Genomic DNA, 17,562 nt, shown 5'->3' on the forward strand with positions numbered 1-17,562 from the left:
CGCGGCGTCTCAGACTTCGAGCGACTCCGATAGGTCGAGCCAGCGTTCTTCGAGCGTGGCGATCTCGGCATCCATCTCGCCGATCTTTTGCATCTTCTGTCCGAGACCGACGTAGTCCGACTGGTCGTGGTCCGCGAGCGCGGTGCGGTCGGCATCCACCTGCGCCGTGAGCTTCGAGAGCCGACGCTCCGTGGCCTGCAACTCCTTCTGCGCCGCGCGACGATCGGCGCCCGCGAGGGACGACGCGACAGGGGACGACGCGGCAGGGGACGACGCGGCAGGGGACGACGCGACGGCGGGCGAAGACGACCCCGGTCGGCCGGTCGCCTGCTGCGCGCGCCGCAGACGCAGGTACTCGTCGACGCCACCGGGGAGATGACGCAGGTGCCCGTTCATGACGGCGTACTGCTGGTCGGTCACCCGCTCCATGAAGTAGCGGTCGTGGCTGACGACGAGGAGCGTGCCCGCCCACGCATCCAGCAGCTCCTCGATCGCGGCGAGCATGTCGGTGTCGAGGTCGTTCGTCGGCTCGTCGAGGATCAGCACGTTGGGCTGGTCGAGAAGGATCAGCAGGAGCTGGAGCCGCCGCTTCTGACCACCCGAGAGGTCTTTCACGGGCGTCGACAGCTGCGCCGACGAGAACCCCATGCGTTCCAGCAGCTGACCGGGCGTGAGTTCCTGCGCCTTGGAGCCCGTGCCGAACTCGTACGTCGTGCGCAGGCGACCGACGACGATGCGCACCGGTTCGTCCAGATGCGGGTCGAGCTCGTCCATCCGCTGCGTGAGGGTCGCGACCCGCACCGTCTTCCCGCGCTTGACCCGCCCGCTGGTCGGCTCGACGGTGCCGGCCACGAGACCGAGGAGCGTCGACTTCCCGGCACCGTTCACGCCCAGGATGCCGGTGCGCTCCCCCGGCGCGATCCGCCACTCCACGTCGCTGAGCACGGGCCGATCGTCGTAGACGACACCGGCATCCAGGAGGTCGACGACATCCTTCCCGAGCCGGGCGACGGCGAGCGACTGCAGCGACACGCGGTCGCGGAGCTCCGGCACATCCGCGATCAGCTCGTTGGCCGCGTCGATGCGGAACTTCGGCTTGGAGGTGCGCGCCGGAGCACCGCGGCGCAGCCACGCGAGCTCCTTACGAGCGAGGTTCTGACGGCGTGCCTCGATGGAGGCCGCCTGCCGGTCGCGTTCGACGCGCTGCAGGATGTACGCCGCGTAGCCGCCGTCGAACGGCTCGACGATCCGGTCGTGCACCTCCCACGTGCGTGTGCAGACTTCGTCGAGGAACCACCGGTCGTGCGTCACGACCAGCAGCGCCCCCGAGCTCGGCGACCAGCGTCGCTTCAGGTGCTCCGCGAGCCAGGCGACCGCCTCGACGTCGAGGTGGTTCGTGGGCTCATCCAGGGCGAGCACGTCCCAGTCGCCCGCGAGGAGGCGTGCGAGGGCGACGCGGCGGCGCTGCCCTCCCGAGAGCGCGCCCAGCGCGCCGTCCCAGTCGAGGTCGCCGACGAGTCCGGCGATGACGTCGCGCACGGCCGCGTCGCCGGCCCATTCGTGCTCCGGCCGGTCGCCCACGATCGCCCCGCCGACGGTCTCGTCGTCGGACAGCACGTCGGCCTGATCGAGCATGCCGATGCGCACCCCTCCGCGCACCGTCACGCGACCGGCATCCGGCTCTCGCTTCCCGGCGAGCATCGACATGAGGCTCGACTTGCCGTCGCCGTTGCGCCCCACGATGCCGATGCGGTCGCCCTCGTCGACGCCGAGAGAGACGCCGTCGAAGACGACCTTCGTGGGGTATTCCAGGTGCAGGCCTTCGGCCCCGAGCAGATGTGCCATGTCGTCATCCAGGCTAGGCGCTCGCGGACGTGCCCTCGTACGCGTGAGGTGACGACGCGGTGGGCACGTCGTTGCGGAGGAGATCCGCGTTTCGGAGGACGAATCGAGCGGATGCCACCTCCGCTGCGCAGATCTCCTCCGCTGCGCGTGCGGCTCCCCGGGCGCTCACGAGCCCTCGCCGGGGCCACCGGCGATGCCCCGCGGTCAGTACCAGAAGCTGAGCCGCGGCGTCACGGTGCCGGCGAACAGGCGCGCGAGGCGGGCCGGGTCTTCGGTGCGGATGCGTCCCGCGGCCGCGAGCGTCGCCGCGGACACCCCGCCGAGGAGAATCGCCGACAGCTCCGCGACGCCTAACGTGACGCGCAGTGCGGCACTCGGGGCCGCGTCGTCGACGTCTCCGCGCTCGACCTCGGCCGCACCGTCGGGGCCCGTGCGCAGTATGTACGTGCCCGCCGCGATCCCGAGCGGATCCGCGACCTCCAGTGCGACGACGTCGACGACGTCCCACCGGCGCGCCGCCAGTGCCGCGACCGGATCGAGGATGCGCACGTACTGGTGGTCGCGCACCGTGATCTTCGCGGCGCGCTGGTCGGCCAGCATCCACCACAGCGGCTCGTCGGTCGACAGCTCCCCCGCCCGCACCGTGCCGATGAGGTCCATCGACAGCAAGAACCGCCAGAGCGCCGCGTAGGCGGCATCCGTCGCGCTGAGGAGGAGCTGCACGTCGACCCGGGATGCCGCGAAGTCGTCGTGGTTCTCGGTCACGCGATAGAGGGCCAAGCCGTCCAACGAACCGGTCGGCGAGCGGAACTGCACCGCGCGCAGCTCCTCGGCCTTCTCGGCATCGGGCCGCGTGCCGAAGAACCGGTCCCAGTGTCCGCCGGGCATGTCGATCTCGCCGGGCGACGCCGTGCGCGTGCGCTCGTGGAGCACCGGGGCGAGCTCTCTGGCCTGATCGCGCGAGACGAAGTCGATGCGTCCCTCGGGTTCGGGACCCACCCAGCCTGCGCGGCGGGCGTCGATCTCCCACTCCGCCGCTGCCGCCGCGGGCGCGAACCCGTAGCGGCCGTAGATGCTCGACTCGCTCACCGTCAGCGATGCGACGGGGAACCCGAGGGCGGCCGCCGTGCGCAGTTCGCCCGACATCATGTGCCGTAGCAGTCCGCGGCGACGATGCGTGGGGGCGACCGTGACCGAGCTGATCGCGCACGTCGCCACCTCGCCGCCCGGCACCGTCAGACGAGCACCCCACGACGCGAAGGTCGCCACCGGCACCTCCGACAGCGGGGCGCCGGCATCGTAGACGCCGAGCTTGCGACGATAGGCGCCGAGATCGAAGAAGGCCTGCCACTGCGTCTCGTTGCGCTCGCTGCCGAGGAATCCGCGCACGACGGCATCGAGCCAGCGGTCGACCTCGGGTCGTGACGCATCGTCGACGCGGCGAAGGCTCAGTCCCTGCGCGGCGACGCCGTCGAGGGATGCCGCGTCGATCGGAGCGTCGTGGAAGTTCTGATCGAGTTCGGTCATGGCGAGTCTCCGCTCAGTCGATCGTGAGGATGCGCGCGCCGGCGACGGGACCGTGCACCGCCACAGCCGCGTGTCCGGCATCGGAGAGGTCCCGCGCGAGGTCGGCGGCGGTGCGCTCATCGGATGCCAGGAAGGCGACGGTGGGGCCTGACCCCGACACGATCCCGGCGAGCGCGCCGCGACCGACGCCCTCCTCGATCAGCTCGCCCAACTCGGGACGCCGCTGGACGGCGACCGGTTGCAGGTCGTTGCGCATCGCCGCGGCGAGCGCGGCGGCATCACCGCCACGGAGCGCCTGGAGCACGGCGGGGTCGACGGCGGGGACCCCGCGGGAGGGCGAGATGTCGGTGCGCGCACGAAGTGCGTCGAGGCCCGCATACGCCTCTGGCGTCGACAGCCCTTCGACGTGCGTCACGAACACCCAGTCGAAGCGACCGCGCACGAGCGCGGGTGCAAGCTCGTCACCGCGTCCGGTGCCTACGGCAGTGCCCCCGCGCAGCGCGAACGGGACATCGGCGCCCAACTGCGCACCGAGAGCATGGAGCTCGGCCGACGACAGCCGCCCGTCGAGCAGTTCGTTGACCGCCACGAGCGCCGCCGCGGCATCCGCCGAGCCGCCGCCCATGCCCCCGGCGACCGGCACGCCCTTGTGCACCTCGAGGCGCACCCCGTACTCCCACCCGACCTCGCGGGCGACGAGCCGGGCGGCCCGGACGGCGAGATTGCGGTCGTCCAGCGGTACCCCGCTCACGTCGACGTCGCCCGTGACCGAGATCGAGAACTCATCGTCGGTCGTCGCCGAGAGGTCTTCGTACATCGAGACGGCCTGGTACACCGACGCGACGTCGTGGTAGCCGTCGGACTGCACGTCACCGACCTCGAAGAAGATGTTCACCTTGCCGGGCGCGCGCACGTGCACCCGGCGCTCGGGCTGTCGACTGAGGCTCACGCGGTCGGCGCCCACAGCTGATCGATGCCGGCGGCGATCACGTCGATCTGCTCGAGCTCCTCGGTGTCGAACGCCGGGCCGGACAGGGCGGCGAGGTTCTCGTCGAGCTGCTCGGGACGGGATGCACCGATGAGCGCCGACGTGACGACACCGTCGCGCAGCACCCACTGCAGGGCGAGCTGGGCGAGGGTCTGCCCGCGCTCCCGCGCGATGACGTCGAGCGACCTCAGTCCCGACAGTGCGCTCTCGGAGAGCGTCGAGCCCGGGAGCGACGACCGCTGCTGGGAACGCTCCGACGTGCCGTCGCCGAGGTAGCGGTTCGTGAGAAGACCCTGCGCGAGCGGGACGAAGGCGATCGCCCCCATCCCCTCCTGACGGAGAACCCCCGTCAGACCGTCTTCGATCCAGCGATCGAGGATCGAGTAGGACGGCTGGTGGATCACGAGCGGCGTCCCGAGCGAGCGCGCGATCGCGGCGGCCTCGGCGGTCTGCGTGGCGCTGTAGGAGGAGATGCCGACATAGAGGGCCTTGCCCTGGCGCACGAGGGTGTCGAGCGCGCCGATGGTCTCCTCGAGGGGCGTGACGGGATCGAAGCGATGCGAGTAGAAGATGTCGACATAGTCGATGCTCATGCGCGTGAGCGACTGCTCGGCGCTGGCCAGCAGGTACTTCCGCGATCCCCACTGCCCGTAGGGCCCCTGCCACATGTCGTAGCCGGCCTTGGAGGAGATGATGAGCTCGTCGCGGTAGCGGCCGAAGTCCTCACGCATCATGCGGCCGAAGTTGGTCTCGGCGGAGCCGTAGGGCGGGCCGTAGTTGTTCGCGAGATCGAAGTGCGTGATCCCCCGGTCGAACGCGTGGCGCAGGAGCGCCCGCTGGCCGTCGAAGGGGTAGTTGTCGCCGAAGTTCCACCACAGCCCGAGGGAGACGGGCGGGAGGTACAGCCCGCTCGCGCCGACCTGACGGTACTCGGTGGAGGTGTAGCGGTCGTCGGCGGCGGTGTAGGGACGGTGGAGGTCTCCGCCGCGGGACGGCGGGAAGCGGTTCTCGGTCACTCCCCCAGGCTAGCGACCCGTTCTGACGCCGACCACGGTGGGCACGAAACGTCGATGTCACACGTTGCGTCTACGTTGGGGAGAGTTCGCATCGTCGATGCGGCCAGAGAGGAGCACATGACGGCTCTGCAGGCGCTGCCTTCCCACCCCCATCCCTGGTCGGGGCTGCTCACCAGGGGCGACGTCGTCTTCGACGACGGCGTGTTCCGGCTCCGGCACGACGACACGACGCCCGGTCAGGCCCTCGAGGCCGACCTGCTCCTAGTCGCCGACGCGCTGGATGCCGCGGGGATCGCGCTCACACTGATCCGTCATGGCTCCGCGACCCCGGCCCTCGTGGTCGACGCCGCCCAGCGCGACGCTGTGCTCGGTGTGCTCCGCGCGCTCGGCGAGCGCGAGCCGCTCTACGCCAAGCCCGCCGGCGCGCCGGTCGCCCTGGCCGCCGACCTGGAGCCGTCGACGGAGGCGGCGTCCGAGGGCGCCCGATCGATCCGACTGTACCGGCCGCGCATCAGCGCGACGGGTTCGCTGCGCTACGACAAGGACTGCAGCTTCGCGCTCGAGTTCTGGCGGCGAGACGGCGACATGATCCACGCCCCCCGGGCGAATGCGCTCACCCGCCGCGTGTTCGCGGCCGGCGACCTGCGACCTGCGACGACACACCGGTACGGGCGGTCGTGGCCGACGCTCGAGGGCATGTTCGACCCGCAGCCGGACGAAGTCGTCGACGAGATCGACCTCGTCTTCTCGTGGGTCGACGGTTCGTCCAGCGAGTTCCAGCGGCAGCGCGCCGCGCAGATGGAGGGATACGTCGTCGGCGAAGGCGACGAGAGCGCCGCGCGCTACCGCCACGTCGACGAGCTGCGGTACGCGCTGCGCAGCGTGCACATGTACGCCCCGTGGGTGCGACGCATCTTCATCGCGACCGACTCGCCGCGCCCGTCGTGGCTGGCCGACGACCCCCGCGTCACGCTCGTGCGCAGCGAGGACTTCTTCGCCGACACCTCCGTGCTGCCGACCCACAATTCGCACGCGGTCGAGGCGCAGCTGCATCGCATCGACGGGCTCGCCGAGCGGTTCCTCTACTCCAACGACGACATGTTCTTCGCTCGCCCCGTCCGCCCCGAACTGTTCTTCACCTCCGGGGGGGTGTCGAAGTTCGTCGAGTGTCCGATCCGCATCGGCACGGGAGATCCCCTCCCGCACCGCAGCGGCCACGACAACGCGCTGCGCGTCAACCGGGCGCTCCTGCGCGAACGCTTCGGCCGCACCATCCTTCGCGACCTCGAGCACTGCGCGACACCGCTGCGACGCAGCGTGATCACCGAACTCGAGCGCGAGTTCCCCGACGACTTCGCCCGCACCGCGGCATCCCGCTTCCGCTCGGCGACCGACATCTCCGTCACTAACAGCCTCTACCACTACTTCGCGCTGATGACGGGTCGTGCCGTCGTGTCGACCGAAGCCCGCGTGCGGTACGTGCAGTCGACCCTTGCGGCATCCCTGCGCCAGATGCGGCGGCTCGAGGAGCGGCGAGACGTCGACATGTTCTGCCTCAACGACGGCGGATCATCCGAGGTGCCCGAAGACGTGCGCATCCGTACGGTGCGCGACACCCTCGAGCGGATGTTCCCCATCCGCGGGCCATGGGAGCTGCCCGAGGTCGGCGTCGAGTCTGACGCCGACGTCAGTGGAGTACGGGCACCGGGCGAGTCGGCGGAGCGGATCGGCGCGTCACACTGACGCCCGTGATTCCGGCCTCCGCCAGCAGTTCACGCGCACGCCCGGGGTCGGTGTACTCGACGGGAACCGGCACGTCGATCGGAACGACGGCGTGGACGATCGTGTCGTCGTACACGTGCACGAGGTTGAACGCCTGAGCCCCGTCCTGCGGGCGTGTTCCCCCCACCGGCACGGTGAGATCCTGCGCGTAACACGTGGACGAAGCGACCGAGACCGGGATGCCGGCGAACGTCGCGAACGTCGAGTAGTGAAGATGCCCGGCGATGATCGCGCGCACGTCGGTGCCCCGCACGACGTCGGCAAGGCGCCGCTGGTCGCGCAGTTCGACGCTGGCCGCGAGCGCCAGGACGCTCGGCACCGGCGGGTGGTGCATGGCGAGGATGGTACCCAAAGGCGCGGGCGTCGCGAGAACCCGCGCGAGCCAGGCGAGCTGATCGTCGGTGACCTCGCCGTAGTGGTGACCGGGCACGGAGGTGTCGAGTGTGACGATGCGAAGACCGTCGAACTCGTCGACCCGGTCGACGGGGCGCCGGTCGTCGGTCTGCTCGTCCCATAGCTCCGCTCGGAAGGCGGCGCGCTCGTCATGGTTACCCATGACCCACACGACCTCCGCGCCCAGGCGGTGCGAGAACGGCTCCACCAGGGCGCGCAGATCGGCGTAAGCACGGCGCTCCCCCAGATCCACCAGATCGCCGGTGAACACGATCACATCGGGGCGTACCCCCGAAGCCTCGATCCCTCCCAAGGCGCGAGCCAGCCGTTCCCGGCCGTCGATCGCATCGAACAGGAGTGGTGCGCCGGCGCGCAGATGCGTGTCGCTGACGTGGAGGAGAACCCGTTCGGGAGCCGGATGCTCTGCGGTAGGCATACGCCGAATGTTACCGGCATGTTTCGTAGCCGCGCGGGAAACGCGCGCGAAACGTCACATGACGTGAGCGCGTGCGATCGCGACGAAGTCCTCGATCGCGAGCTCTTCCCCGCGGGCGGTCGGGGCGACGCCGGCATCCTCGAGCACCGCGGAGGCCGACGCGGCGTTGCCGCCCAGCACACTCGACAGTGCCTGGCGGAGCATCTTGCGGCGCTGCTGGAACGCGGCATCCACGATGCGGAAGGTGAGACGACGCTCGTCTTCCGAGCCGCGCGCCTCGGCGTCGCGATCGAAGGCGACCAGCACGCTGTCGACCCCCGGCACGGGCCAGAACACCTGCCGCGAGACGGTGCCGGCCAGCCGCCACGACCCGTACCAGGCCGCTTTCACGCTCGGCGCGCCGTACACCTTGGAGCCCGGCGGGGCGGCGAGCCGTTCGCCCACCTCCGCCTGCACCATCACGACACCGCGACGGATGCCGGGGAAGGTCTCCATGAAGTGGAGGAGCACCGGAACGCTGACGTTGTACGGCAGGTTCGCGACAAGGACGTCAGGGTCGCCGGGAAGCTCGGTCACCCGCAGCGCGTCGGCCGCGATAACCCGGAGAGCGCCGTCGGGCACGCCGTGCGCGGCGGCCGTGCGCGGAAGTCGCTCGGCGAGGCGGTGATCGATCTCGACGGCCGTCACGGGCGCGCCGGTCTCGAGGATCGCAAGGGTGAGGGATCCGAGCCCGGGACCGACCTCGACGACATGGTCGTCGGCGGTGACACGGGCGACGTGCACGATCTTGCGGACCGTGTTGGCATCCACGACGAAGTTCTGCCCGAGCTTCTTCGTCGGAGTGACGTCCAGGTCGGCGGCGAGCGCGCGGATCTCGGCGGCCCCGAGCAGTGTGACGGCCATCCCCCCAGCCTACTTGGCGCACGCCGGCACCCTCGTGGGCGGTCAGGGTGCGCGGTCAGGCGAGAGCGGCGGCGCGCGCGGCGGCCGGGAGGGCGGCGATCACCTCGCCGAGTGCGGTCTCGTCGTGGGCGGCCGTGAGGAACCACGCCTCGAACGCCGACGGCGGCAGGCTCACGCCGGCCTCGAGCATGGCGTGGAAGAAGCGCGCGTAGGACGCGGCATCCTGACGCTGCGCCGTCGCGTAGTCGGGCACGCCGCCGACCACCTCGGGCCCGAAGAACACGCTGAACAGCGTGCCCGCCCGCTGGACGACGTGCGGCACGCCCGCCTCGGTGAGCGCCTCGCCAACGGCGGTCGCGACGGTGTCGGCGGCGGATGCGAGGCGGCGGTACACGTCGTCGTCGGCGAGCCGTAGCGTCGCGAGGCCGGCGGCGACCGCGACGGGGTTCCCGCTGAGGGTGCCTGCCTGATACACCGGCCCCGTGGGCGCCAGGAGGTCCATGACGTCGGCGCGGCCGGCGACGGCGGCCACCGGCATCCCGCCGCCGATGACCTTGCCGAAGGTGACGAGATCGGGGATCACCGGTTCCCCGGCCTCCCGCAGCACCTGCGCGTATCCGCCGGCGGCGGCGCGGAAGCCCGTGAGCACCTCGTCGCTGATGAGGAGCGCGCCCTCTGCCCGGACGAGGGCCTGCAGCGCCGCGGAGAACCCGGATGCCGGGGCCACGACTCCCATGTTGGCGGCGGCGGCCTCGGTGATGACGGCGGCGATGCGGCCCGGGTGGGCGGCGAAAGCGGCTTCCAGCGCGTCGATGTCGTTGTAGGGCACGACGAGGGTCTGCGCCGCGACCGCCTCGGGGACTCCGGCCGAGCCCGGGAGCGCGAAGGTCGCGAGCCCCGAGCCGGCGGCGGCGAGCAGGCCGTCGGAGTGGCCGTGGTAGTGCCCGGCGAACTTGATCAGGAGGTCGCGGCCGGTGGCGCCCCGTGCGAGGCGGATGGCGGTCATGGTGGCCTCGGTCCCCGTGGAGACCAGTCGCACCTTTTCGACCCCGGGAACGCGGGCGGCGATCAGTTCGGCGAGTTCGGCTTCGGCGGCGGTGGGAGCTCCGAACGACAGGCCGCGTCGCGCCGCGGCGACGACCGCCTCGACGACCTCGGGGTGCGCGTGCCCCAGCAGCGCCGGACCCCAGCTCGCGACCAGGTCGACGTAACGGCGGCCGTCGGCGTCGGTGACGTACGGCCCCTGCGCGGATGTCACGAACCTCGGGGTGCCGCCGACCGACCCGTAGGCGCGGACGGGCGAGTCCACACCGCCGGGGATGACCCGTTGAGCGCGCGCGAACAGCTCTTCGTTGCCGGTCATGCGCGCACCTCCCCCGCGCGCAGTCGCTGCGCGACCTCGACGGCCCAGTAGGTGAGGATCGTCTCCGCGCCGGCACGGCGGATGCCGAGCAGCGTCTCGATCACGGCACGGTCGCGGTCGATGAGTCCGGCGGCGGCGGCGTGCTCGATCAACGCGTACTCCCCCGACACCTGGTACGCCCAGACGGGGACCGGCGAGACGTCGGCGACGCGGGCCAGCACGTCGAGGTAGGGGCCGGCGGGTTTCACCATGACGACGTCGGCGCCCTCGTCGGCATCCACGAGTGCCTCCTGCACGCCCTCGCGGCCGTTGGCCGGGTCGAGCTGGTACGTGCGGCGGTCACCGTCGAGAGTCGACTCGACCGCGTCGCGGAAGGGGCCGTAGAACGCCGAAGCGTACTTCGCGGCGTAGGCGAGGATCGCCACCCCGCTGTGTCCGACGGCATCGAGGGCAGCCCGCACGGCGCGCACCTGGCCGTCCATCATCCCCGAGAGCCCGAGGATGTCGGCGCCGGCGTCCGCCTGCGCGACCGCCATCCGGGCATACACCTCCAGCGTCGCATCGTTGTCGACGCTGCCGTCGGTGGCGAGCACCCCGCAGTGTCCGTGGTCGGTGAACTCGTCGAGGCACAGGTCGGCCTGCACCGTGAGGCGGCCTTCGGCGGCCTCGGCGGCGACGGCGATGGCGCGATTGAGGATGCCGTCGGGATCGGTCGCGCCGGAGCCGACGGCGTCGCGCACCGCGGGAACGCCGAACAGCATGACACCTCCGACCCCCGCCGCAGCCGCCTCCTCGACGACCGCCGGAAGGTCCGCCAGCGGGTGCTGGTGCGCGCCGGGCATCGTCGCGATGGGCTGCGCGACGTCGATCCCCTCCTTGACGAAGACGGGGAGGACGAGGTGGCGGGGAGCCAGGTCGGTCTCCGCGACGAGGCGGCGCAGGGCCGGGGTGGCGCGAAGACGACGCGGGCGCCGCTCGGGGAAGGCGGTCATGGGGTGGGCTCCGTTCGAGCGGGGACGGCATCCGGTACGGGAGCGTCCAGGTGCGGGGTGTCGCGCGCGGGCGCGTCGAGTTCGGCGATCAGTGCGTCGATGCTCTGAGTGCGGGCGGTGTGGGAGACGGCGTAGCCGATCTGGCGGGCGTCGCGGGTGGTCCCCGGCCCGATGGAGGCGACGAGGGTCGACGACGGGAGGGCACCGACCTGGCGCCGCAGTTCACGGCCGACGCTGAGGGAGGTGAGCAGCACGACGTCGACACCGCCGCGCTGCAGACGCGCACGCACGTCGCCCGGGAGGTCGATCCCGACGGTGCGGTAGCCGATGCAGACGTCGACCGCGAAGCCGCGCAGCTCCAGTTCGTCGGACACCACGGCCGTCGCGAGATCGGACCGCACGACCAGGCATCGCCCTGTCGTGTCCGGGTCGCGTCCGAGGCACCACTGCGCGGTGAGGGCGCGCGCCGACGACGGGCCAGACGGCACGAACGACACCTCGGCGCCGGTCTCGGCCACGGCGCGCGCTGTCGCCGATCCGACGGCGGCGATCTGCGTGGTGGCGGGAACGCGGATGCCTTCGCGCGTCAGCTGCTCGACGGCGGCGGCGCTGGTGACGAACAGCCAGGCGTACTCGCCTCGCGCGAGGGCGTCGAAGGCTCGGTCCCGGGCCGCCGTGTCGCGCGGCGGGGCGGAGGCGATCACGGGGGCGACGATCGCTTCGGCGCCCCGCTGCTGCAGGTCCTCGCGGACACGCTCACCCCAGGGCCCGCCGCGGGGGACGAGCACGGAGGCGCCGCGGAGGCGTCCGTGCCCGCTCACGGGTTCGCTCCCGCCGTCCCGGCAGGTCCGGCGGTGTCGCCCGACCCTGCCAGGTCGGCGAGGTCACCGGCACCCGCTCCGAGCAGTTCGGCGACGATGTCGGCGGCCTCGGCATCCCGGTCGAGCGGGTCGGTCAGGCGGGGTGCGTCGACGCGTCGCTCGACGCGCACCGAGGCGGCGCCGTCGAGGGCGTAGACCTCGGCGACGAGGGCGACCGTCCCGTCGGATGCCGGTTGTGCGCTGATGCCGACCGGCGCGGCGCAGCCGGCCTCCAGTCGGCGAAGCACATCGCGCTCCCAGAGGCTCGCCGTCGTCGACGCCTCGTGACCGATCGCCGCGACCGCGTCCGCCAGCGCCGGATCGTAGGTGCGCACCTCGACGGCGAGGGCGCCCTGCCCGGCGGACGTGGGCCACGTATCCAGCTCGAACACGTCGGTGATCTCGTCGGTGCGACCCAGTCGGGCCAGTCCCGCCTCGGCGAGGACCGTCGCGTCGTACTCCCCCTCGTGAACCTTCCGGAGGCGGGTGTCGACGTTGCCCCGGATGCCGCGGACGTCGAGGTCCGGCCGCCGCCGCAGGAGCTGGGCGACGCGACGCGGCGAGCCGCTGCCGACCACCGCACCGAGCGGCAGCTGGTCGAGGGAGAGCCCGTCGCGGGCGCACAGCACATCGCGCTGCGACGCGCGCTCGGGGACGGCGGCGATGCGCAGCCCCAGGACGGCTCCCGTGGGCAGATCCTTCATGGAGTGCACGACGAGGTCGCACGCTCCGCGCAGCAGGGCATCGCGCAGCGCCGCCACGAACACGCCCGTCCCGCCGAGCTGGGCGAGCGGACCGGTGAGCACGTCACCGGCCGTCGTGATCGGCACGAGTTCGACGTCGCGCCCGGTGGCGGCGCGCAGCGCGTCGGCGACGTGCCCGGACTGGGTGGTCGCCAGCGCGCTCGCTCGAGTGCCCAGCCGGAGCGCGTCGGTCACGGCGCGATCCCGGCGAGGGCGGGCTGGAACCCCAGCCGCTTGTTCTCGCAGCAGCCGGGACGGCACACGTCGTACCACGGCCCGAGATCGGTGAGGTGGGGCCGCTCCTCGACCGGCGTCCCTCGCAGGCGTTCCTCGATGAGGTCGACGAGTCCCGACACGTACGCGGGGTGGGTTCCGGGCGTCGCCGTCCGCAGCGCCACGAGTCCGAGCCGTTCGGCCGTCTCGAGCGCCTCCGTGTCGAGGTCCCAGAGCACCTCCATATGATCGCTCACGAATCCGAGCGGCACGATGAGGACGGCCTTCCGGCCGCGCGCGGGGAGATCCTCCAGCGCGTCGTTGATGTCGGGTTCCAGCCACGGCACCTGCGGCGGGCCCGACCGGCTCTGGAAAACCAGCTGCCACGCGCTGCCGATGCCCAGCTGCGCCATGATCTGCTCCGCGACGGCCAGGTGCTGAGCGACGTACGCCCCGCCCGCGCCGAACCCGCGCTCCGGCGGACCCGACCGGTCGGCGTCCGAGTCGGGGATCGAGTGCGTCGAGAACAGCACCTCCACATCCGCGGCGAGGTCGGTGATGCCGCGCTCGACGAGCTCCGCGACGGCGGTGCGGATGCCGTCGACGAACGGGGTGATGAAGCCCGGGTGGTCGAAGAACTGACGGACCTTGTCGATCTCCACCTGGCCCCCGAGGCCCGTCGCCTCGACAGCGTCCGCGAGGTCTTCGCGGTACTGGCGGCACGAGGAGTACGAAGAGTACGCGCTCGTCGCGATCGCGAGGAGACGACGACGGCCCGCCCCGACCGCATCCTGCAGCGCGTCGGCGACGTACGGCATCCAGTTGCGGTTTCCCCAGTGCACCGGCAGATCGAGGCCGCGCGCGGCGAGCTCCGCGTCGAGGGCCGCCTTCAGCTCCCGGTTGTGGTCGTTGATGGGCGACACGCCACCGAAGTGCCGGTAGTGGTGCGCCACCTCCTCCAGCCGCTCGTCGGGGATGCCTCGACCGGCGGTGACGTTGCGCAGGAAGGGGATGACGTCGTCCTGGCCTTCGGGCCCACCGAAGCCGAGGAGCAGCACGCCGTCGTAGGCGACGGGCTGCGACACGTGCGGTTCGCCCGCGCAGGTGGCGGGCGTGGCCGCCGGCACGCGGCATCCCTCACCGCACACGGGTGCGGACTGTGCGCGCGGCGGCTTGGGGCGGAAGCCCTCGGGTGTCGCGGGGGCGGCAGCGCCGATGTTCTCAGCCATCAGGAGAGCACCTCCGCGAGCTCCGCCGTGGACACGCGGCGGCCCGTGTAGAACGGGACCTCCTCGCGCACGTGACGGCGCGCCTCGGTCGCGCGCAGATCCCGCATGAGGTCGACGAGGCTGAGGAGCTCGTCGCTCTCCAGCGGCAGGAGCCACTCGTAGTCGCTGAGCGCGAAGGTCGACACCGTGTTGGCGACGACATCGGTGAATACGGCGCCCTTCCGGCCGTGCTCGGCGAGCATCGCGGCACGCTCGGCCTCGGGCAGCAGGTACCACTCGTAGCTGCGGACGAACGGGTACAGGCACAGCCAGTCCCGGGCGCGCTCCCCGCGGAGGTACCCGGGCACGTGACGCTTGTTGAACTCCGCCTCCCGGTGCACCCCCATCGCGCTCCACTCGCACGAGAACCCCCGGAGCACAGCGGTGCGGCGGAGGGCACGCAGCCCCTTCTGCAGTGACTCGGCCGTGTCGCCGTGCAGCCAGACCATGAGGTCGGCATCGGCGCGCATGCCGGTCACGTCGTAGATCCCCCGCACCGTGACGCCCGCCGCGGCGAGCGACCCGATCTCGGCGTCGAGGGCCTGCAGCGCCTCCGGCGTGGGCGGCGCGGGGCGGATGCCGTCGCGCGTGCGCGCAGCGCTCAGCACGGCGAACAGGGTGTAGCCGACGAGGTTCTCTTCCGTCATGCGATCCTCCGGGAGGTCGTGGGGTGGTCGGGGGCCGTCGAGGTGTCGGACGGCGAGGACGTGTGCGTCGCGCCGTGGCGCGCGACGAGTTCGCGCGCGAGCTCGCGCGCATGGGGCACGACGGAGGCGAGGCCGGTGCCCGCGACGGTCGCTCCCGCGAAGTGGATGCCGCGGTCTGCGAGTGCCGACAGCTCGCGGTCGTCTGCGGGGGCGCTCGCGACGGCATCCGTCCACTCCGCCGACGTGACGGCGAGGACGTCGGCGGCGGCGACGTCGACACCGGTGAGGAGGGCGATCTCCCGCGCGAGATCCTCCGGCGACGAGAGCGGGGCGTCGGCGCCGCGCGCCGAGAGCCGAACGACGTGCTGCCCGGCGGGCACGGATGCCGCGGCCCACGCCCACTTCGCCGTGACGTGGGTGAGGGCCTTCGCGGCCGACGGCACGTCGACGGCCGCGATCACGCCGGAGCCGACGGGGTGGTGATCCAAGGCGGGCGCGTGGACGAGGGCGGCCACCACCCGGACCGGGGCGGTCTCTTCGGGAGCGCCGCCGAGCAGACGACGCGCGGCGGTGGCGCCGGTGGCGATGACGACCCGCGCACCGCGGAACACCCCGCCGCTCCCGAGTTCGACGGCGATGTCGTCGCCGTCGCTCGCCGGTGTCGCACGCACGACGGACGCGGCGGTGACGAGGCGCGCACCGTGACGTTCGGCATCGCGCGCGACGGCATCCGCGAGGCGCCACATCCCGCCCGCGATGCCCGCGACGGCGGCACCGGCGCGTTCGGGTCGGGCGAGGGTCGCCGCGGCGGCCACGAGCGAGCCACCCGTCAGGTACGCCTCCCAGAGCGCGGGGTGCAGCCGCGACAGGTACAACCGGTCGGCGGGAGCGGAGTAGACGCTGCGGCACAGCGGATCGACCAGTCGTCGCACGAGCTCCGGCCCGCACCGCTGCGCGACGAGGTCGGCGAGTGTCGGCTCCTCGGTCACCGCCGCGGGCGCGTCGGCGTGACGCTCGTCGGCGACGCGGCGTGCGGCGGCGTCGCCGAGGATGCGCACGACATCGTCGGCCAGCGGATCGGCGGGGATGCCGAGCACGGTGCGGCGCGGCAACGGCGCGTGGAGCACCTCCCCGTCGGCGAGCGCCGCGAGGTGCGCACCACCCGGAGCGGGGGAAACGATCTCCAGGGCGGCATCCGCCGGGAGGTCGGCGACGAGGTCGGCGACCCCGTCGGTGCGGGTCGCGAACGACTCCGCCCCGAGGTCGATGGGGATGCCGGCGAGATCGCCGCGACGCAGCATCCCGCCGCGATGGTCCGACGCATCCAGGAGCACGACGCGCAGCCCGGCCCGCGCGGCATCACGCGCGATCACAAGCCCGGCGATCCCGCCCCCGACGACCACGAGGTCGTGCCGGTCGGCGGAGGAGAGGTCGGTGCGCGTCACGGCATCCGCCACTCGTGCACCGTCCGCACCACCGCCCCGATCGCGTCGGGGTCGGCGTCCATCGGAACGCCATGACCGAGGTTGAACACGTGGGCGCGGGCGGCGGTGCCGGCGGCGAGGATGTCGTGCACGGCGGCCGTGCGCACCGGCTCGGGAGCGAACAGCAGAGCCGGGTCGAGGTTGCCCTGCACCGTGAGGTCGCGGCCGATCCGTCCCACCGCGTCGTCGAGCCGCACCCGGTAGTCGACACCGATCGCATCGATGTCGAGAGAGGCCATGTCGGCGAGGAGCTCGCCCGTTCCGACGCCGAAATGGATGAGCGGCACGCGATCGATGCCGCTTCCCGCCGGCACGGCCAACTCGCGGACGGCACGCAGCGCCGCAGCGGATGCCGGCAGCACCGACTCCCGGTACACCGCGGGGGCGAGGGCACCGGCCCACGAGTCGAACAGCTGGGCGGCGCTCGCGCCCGCCGAGACCTGCAACGCGAGGAACTGACCCGTCACTTCGGCCAGCCATTCCGTGAGCGCACGCCAAGCCGCCGGATCGTCGTGGATGAGACGACGCGCCGCGAGGTGGTCCTTGGACGGTCCCCCCTCGACGAGATAGGCGGCGAGCGTGAACGGCGCACCGGCGAACCCGATGAGCGGCAGCGGCTCACCGCGCCCGGCGGCCTCTTCGGCGAGCATGTCGGTCGTGCGGGCGACTGCGTCGACGATGACCTCGCCGCGCTCTCGGACGAGCGCGGGATCGATCTCGACGGCCTTCGCGATGTCGGCGGCGGTGCGCAGCGGGTGCGAGAAGACGGGTCCGCGTCCGGCGGCGATCTCGACGTCGATCCCGATGAGCGCGAGCGGCACGACGATGTCGCTGAAGAAGATGGCCGCGTCGACGCCGTGCCGCCGCACGGGCTGAAGGGTGATCTCGCTGGCGAGCGCCGGGTCGAGGCACGCCTCGATCATGGTGCCGCGACTGCGCAATGCCCGGTACTCCGGCAACGACCGGCCCGCCTGCCGCATGAACCACACGGGCGCGACGTCGGGGCGTTCCCCCCGCAGCGCACGCAGCAGCCGCGACGAGGCGGTGGCCTGCGTCAGCAGCGGGTGGGCCGCGGAGAGGCCGGAGACGGACGGGACGGACG

General features: G+C 72.3%; 16 protein-coding genes. 1 reads left to right on the top strand and 15 read right to left on the bottom strand.

The features are described 5' to 3' along the window. Positions 1–9 precede the first annotated feature (9 nt). From P0Y48_06205 to P0Y48_06225, 5 genes are read right to left on the bottom strand one after another with little or no spacing between them, the layout of a single operon-like run. A complete protein-coding gene (locus tag P0Y48_06205; protein ID WEK14779.1) occupies positions 10–1,845 on the bottom strand; it encodes an ABC-F family ATP-binding cassette domain-containing protein in 1,836 nt (611 codons plus the stop codon). A 13-nt stretch (positions 1,846–1,858) separates the two neighbouring features. Then, entirely contained in the window at positions 1,859–2,014 is a 156-nt protein-coding gene (locus tag P0Y48_06210) for a hypothetical protein (GenBank protein WEK14780.1), read from the bottom strand. A gap of 35 nt (positions 2,015–2,049) precedes the next feature. Continuing rightward, the gene (locus P0Y48_06215; GenBank protein ID WEK14781.1) at positions 2,050–3,372 is read right to left on the bottom strand and encodes a GNAT family N-acetyltransferase; all 1,323 of its coding nucleotides are present in this window, start codon (positions 3,370–3,372) and stop codon (positions 2,050–2,052) included. A 13-nt stretch (positions 3,373–3,385) separates the two neighbouring features. Further along, positions 3,386–4,321: a 4-(cytidine 5'-diphospho)-2-C-methyl-D-erythritol kinase gene (locus P0Y48_06220; GenBank protein WEK14782.1), complete on the bottom strand. Its 936-nt coding sequence runs from the start codon at positions 4,319–4,321 to the stop codon at positions 3,386–3,388. Then, on the bottom strand, positions 4,318–5,376 hold the full coding sequence (locus tag P0Y48_06225) for an aldo/keto reductase (GenBank protein WEK14783.1): 1,059 nt from the start codon (positions 5,374–5,376) through the stop codon (positions 4,318–4,320). The genes P0Y48_06220 and P0Y48_06225 overlap by 4 nt, the downstream gene beginning before the upstream one ends. Positions 5,377–5,493: 117 nt before the next feature. Here P0Y48_06225 and P0Y48_06230 point away from each other — a divergent pair, with 117 nt between their 5' ends. Continuing rightward, positions 5,494–7,119: a stealth conserved region 3 domain-containing protein gene (locus tag P0Y48_06230; protein WEK14784.1), complete on the top strand. Its 1,626-nt coding sequence runs from the start codon at positions 5,494–5,496 to the stop codon at positions 7,117–7,119. Here P0Y48_06230 and P0Y48_06235 read toward each other — a convergent pair. From P0Y48_06235 to hemE, 10 genes are read right to left on the bottom strand one after another with little or no spacing between them, the layout of a single operon-like run. Further along, on the bottom strand, positions 7,064–7,987 hold the full coding sequence (locus P0Y48_06235; GenBank protein ID WEK14785.1) for a phosphodiesterase: 924 nt from the start codon (positions 7,985–7,987) through the stop codon (positions 7,064–7,066). The two genes, P0Y48_06230 and P0Y48_06235, sit on opposite strands and share 56 nt — an antisense overlap. A 54-nt stretch (positions 7,988–8,041) precedes the next feature. Beyond that, positions 8,042–8,890 carry a 16S rRNA (adenine(1518)-N(6)/adenine(1519)-N(6))-dimethyltransferase RsmA gene (gene rsmA, locus P0Y48_06240; protein ID WEK14786.1) on the bottom strand — a complete coding sequence of 283 codons (849 nt, stop codon included), beginning with the start codon at positions 8,888–8,890 and terminating at the stop codon, positions 8,042–8,044. 55 nt (positions 8,891–8,945) lie between these two features. Next, positions 8,946–10,253, bottom strand: a complete 1,308-nt coding sequence (gene hemL / locus P0Y48_06245) for a glutamate-1-semialdehyde 2,1-aminomutase (protein WEK14787.1) — start codon at positions 10,251–10,253, stop codon at positions 8,946–8,948. Next, entirely contained in the window at positions 10,250–11,245 is a 996-nt protein-coding gene (hemB, locus tag P0Y48_06250) for a porphobilinogen synthase (GenBank protein ID WEK14788.1), read from the bottom strand. The genes hemL and hemB overlap by 4 nt, the downstream gene beginning before the upstream one ends. After that, the gene (locus tag P0Y48_06255; protein WEK14789.1) at positions 11,242–12,066 is read right to left on the bottom strand and encodes a uroporphyrinogen-III synthase; all 825 of its coding nucleotides are present in this window, start codon (positions 12,064–12,066) and stop codon (positions 11,242–11,244) included. The genes hemB and P0Y48_06255 overlap by 4 nt, the downstream gene beginning before the upstream one ends. Then, on the bottom strand, positions 12,063–13,043 hold the full coding sequence (hemC, locus tag P0Y48_06260; GenBank protein WEK14790.1) for a hydroxymethylbilane synthase: 981 nt from the start codon (positions 13,041–13,043) through the stop codon (positions 12,063–12,065). Before hemC ends, P0Y48_06255 begins: the two co-directional genes overlap by 4 nt. After that, positions 13,040–14,293 carry a ferrochelatase gene (locus P0Y48_06265; protein ID WEK15027.1) on the bottom strand — a complete coding sequence of 418 codons (1,254 nt, stop codon included), beginning with the start codon at positions 14,291–14,293 and terminating at the stop codon, positions 13,040–13,042. The genes hemC and P0Y48_06265 overlap by 4 nt, the downstream gene beginning before the upstream one ends. After that, positions 14,290–14,976 carry a chlorite dismutase family protein gene (locus tag P0Y48_06270; protein ID WEK14791.1) on the bottom strand — a complete coding sequence of 229 codons (687 nt, stop codon included), beginning with the start codon at positions 14,974–14,976 and terminating at the stop codon, positions 14,290–14,292. Before P0Y48_06270 ends, P0Y48_06265 begins: the two co-directional genes overlap by 4 nt. After that, positions 14,973–16,433, bottom strand: a complete 1,461-nt coding sequence (locus tag P0Y48_06275; GenBank protein ID WEK14792.1) for an FAD-dependent oxidoreductase — start codon at positions 16,431–16,433, stop codon at positions 14,973–14,975. The genes P0Y48_06270 and P0Y48_06275 overlap by 4 nt, the downstream gene beginning before the upstream one ends. Then, the gene (gene hemE, locus P0Y48_06280; protein WEK15028.1) at positions 16,418–17,491 is read right to left on the bottom strand and encodes a uroporphyrinogen decarboxylase; all 1,074 of its coding nucleotides are present in this window, start codon (positions 17,489–17,491) and stop codon (positions 16,418–16,420) included. The genes P0Y48_06275 and hemE overlap by 16 nt, the downstream gene beginning before the upstream one ends. Between the last annotated feature and the right edge of the window lie 71 nt (positions 17,492–17,562).

This window comes from Candidatus Microbacterium phytovorans, from assembly GCA_029202445.1.
GTDB classification, from domain to species: Bacteria; Actinomycetota; Actinomycetes; order Actinomycetales; family Microbacteriaceae; genus Microbacterium; species Microbacterium phytovorans.